Origin of the sequence: Peribacillus sp. NPDC058002, assembly GCF_042886655.1 — a bacterium.
Lineage (GTDB): Bacteria > Bacillota > Bacilli > Bacillales > DSM-1321 > Peribacillus > Peribacillus aracenensis.
Genome location: NZ_JBHVQU010000363.1, coordinates 1 through 2,840, shown reverse-complemented (window position 1 = coordinate 2,840; position 2,840 = coordinate 1). Strand labels below are relative to the sequence as shown.

The 2,840-nt window shown below is 42.0% G+C and carries 2 protein-coding genes; one reads left to right on the top strand and one right to left on the bottom strand.

All coding sequences use genetic code 11. The features are described 5' to 3' along the window. Window positions 1-112: 112 nt before the first annotated feature. Complete coding sequence (locus ACFVSH_RS25035) at window positions 113-1,561, bottom strand: DHA2 family efflux MFS transporter permease subunit (RefSeq protein WP_387708456.1); 1,449 nt, start codon at window positions 1,559-1,561, stop codon at window positions 113-115. A gap of 254 nt (window positions 1,562-1,815) precedes the next feature. On the opposite strand from ACFVSH_RS25035, the gene ACFVSH_RS25030 reads away from it, so the two are divergent. After that, the gene (locus ACFVSH_RS25030) at window positions 1,816-2,715 is read left to right on the top strand and encodes a TetR/AcrR family transcriptional regulator (RefSeq protein ID WP_387708454.1); all 900 of its coding nucleotides are present in this window, start codon (window positions 1,816-1,818) and stop codon (window positions 2,713-2,715) included. Window positions 2,716-2,840 lie beyond the last annotated feature (125 nt).

Genomic DNA, 2,840 nt, shown 5'->3' with positions numbered 1-2,840 from the left:
CAACCTTAAATCGTTTAGTTTTTAAAAACAACAATCTTTACGAAAAGAGCCTAAAAGAAAAAGCCCTATGCTGCCTGAACGATTCAGGTTGCATAGGGCTTTATTGTTTCCTTTAAGCGGTTTGATCTTTTTTCACAGCTGGTTTTTCTTCAGCCGGCCAAGCACGCTTAATGAATAATGCCAGAATCAGTGCCACACCGGCAATGAAGGTAGATACAAAGAAGGAGAAGTTAATTCCATCCAGCATTGCCTGCATCCCGATTTGGGCTTTCATTTGGCCCATCATCTCAGCGGTGGGCTGGCTTGTTAATTTGCTCATCGCTTTCGTCATTAAATCTTCGGCAGTAGAAGCTGCACGGTTAGACATGACCGTAACGAGCAATGCCGTACCGACCGCACCGGAAATTTGGTTCAGTGTGTTATTCATGGCTGTACCGTGCGGGTTCATGCGGGCTGGCAGCGAGTTCAAACCATTTGTCATGATCGGCATCATGGACATTGACATCCCGAAGGAACGAACGGAAAACAGGATTACAATTTCTGTATACGTAGTTTCCATTGATAATTTACTTAGCAAATACGTAGTTACCACGGTGATGAGCAAACCGATTGAAGCAAGGATGCGGGCACCGAATTTATCGAAAAGCTTACCGGTAACCGGTGACATGAGGGCCATTAATAACGCACCTGGAAGCATCAGTAATCCAGAATCGAATGGTGAAATGCCACGTACTGTTTGTGTGTACATCGGAATTAAGATCATCCCCGAGAACATCGCCATGTTCAGTACGATTGAGATCGTTGCGGATAAAGCGAACATCGGGTGCTTGAAGATCTTGAACTCAAGCATTGGTGTTTCCATTTTAAGCTGGCGTGTTATGAAAAGGATCAGGGAGATGGCACCGACAATCAATGTTCCATATACCCAAGGGCTGTTCCAGCCTTTGCTGCCTGCCGAACTGAATCCGTAAAGCAAACCGCCGAAGCCTAAGCTTGAAAGGATGACCGATATTTTATCAATTGAGATATCGACTTTTTCCTTGTGGTCTTTAAGTTTAAAGAAGCCGAAAATAAGCACTAATAAAGCTAGCGGAGTAATGAAATGGAATAGCATTCTCCAATCATAATGTTCGATGATCCAGCCTGAAAGCGTCGGCCCGATTGCCGGGGCAAACATCATGACCAAACCGAATAATCCCATTGCCGAGCCCCGTTTTTCAACAGGGAAAGAAGTTAAAAGTACGTTCATCAATAACGGCATCATGATTGCCGAACCGGCAGCCTGAACCATACGTGCGCTCAATAATAGCGGGAATACATGCGCTACACCTGCAACGATCGTCCCGATTGAGAATAGGAGCATGGCTGTCAGGAACAGATTGCGCACCGAATATTTTCTTATTAAGAATGCAGTTGTCGGAATCATGATTCCGTTCACGAGCATGTAGCCCGTTGTCAGCCATTGGACTGTGGAAGTCTCGATTCCCAGGTCTATTTGGATTGATGGCAGTGCAATATTTAAAAGGGTTGAATTCAGTATCGATATAAACGCCCCGACCATCAGTATGGCTAAAATGCCATACGAACCCTTTTTCTCATTTATTTGTGCAGTACTCACTTTTTATCTATTCCTCCATTCAAACTATTGGTTCATTTTATTAGACATGCGGTATATTCCAATCTCACAAAATCAATAATATACCCCTAGTTCATTTTTTGCAATAAAAATTTACTGGTTTAAATAAGGGTTTGTGCTGTGATGAAAAATAGAGTACGATTATTTTTATACAAGCAGTATAATGAAAATTAGGTGATATGATGAATAACCGAAGGCAGAATGTCATCGATACGGCTCATAAGCTGTTTATTGACAAAGGCTACCAAGCCACATCCATCCAGGACATTTTAGATGGCAGCGGTATATCAAAAGGTACATTCTATAATTATTTCCCTTCGAAGGGTGAATTATTTATAGCCATTTTCCGTTCCTTCTATACAAAGATTCGCCATGACAGGGAAAAACTGTTGATTGGTCAAGATTCAGCCGATATTGAAATTTTCATCCGGCAGCTTGATATGCAGATGATGGTGAACAAGCAGAGCAAATTGCTTATCCTAATCGAAGAAGTCCGTGTTTCCAACGATGAAGAATTAAAACAATTCATCAATAATACGGTATTGTTTAACTTACGCTGGATATATAATCGTTTTATCGATATATTCGGGGAAAGCAAAAAACCCTATCTTTTAGATAGCGTCATCATCTTTCATTCGATGATGACCCACATGAATCATTTTAGCTATCGGGCCAACCTGGCCGGTACACCGGACATACAAATTATCCGCTATTGCATGAACCGCATTGTCCGCTTAGTCAATGAAGTGGCTGAAAGCGGAGAACAGATCATCGATCCGGAACTAATGGATAAGTGGTTTCCAAAGTTTACAAACAACCTTGATCCTTGCCATAATGATTTGCTTCAATCCACCACGGAATTGAAAAAAGCGATAAACAAAGCTTTGCCATGCGATGAAGATCGAACAAGAGCCATTGAATTGATCGACTTTATCCAAGATGAGCTGATGCAGTCCGACAAGCCGCGAAAATTCTTGATAGAAAGTTTGCTGCTCACTTTGAAAACTGGATATGCATCAAAGGTCCAAGCAAACATTGAGACTTTTGAAGAAAGCATCAATTCTTGCTTGAGCCTATGAAGATTGGAGATACACGCACCTGCCGAAAACGGCAGGTGTTTTTTTATGGCTTTTTGAATTGCCCTGTTTCCGCATACTTTGTTGCTATTTACCAAGTAGTGAGGTGTGGTTGATTTCCCCTCCAG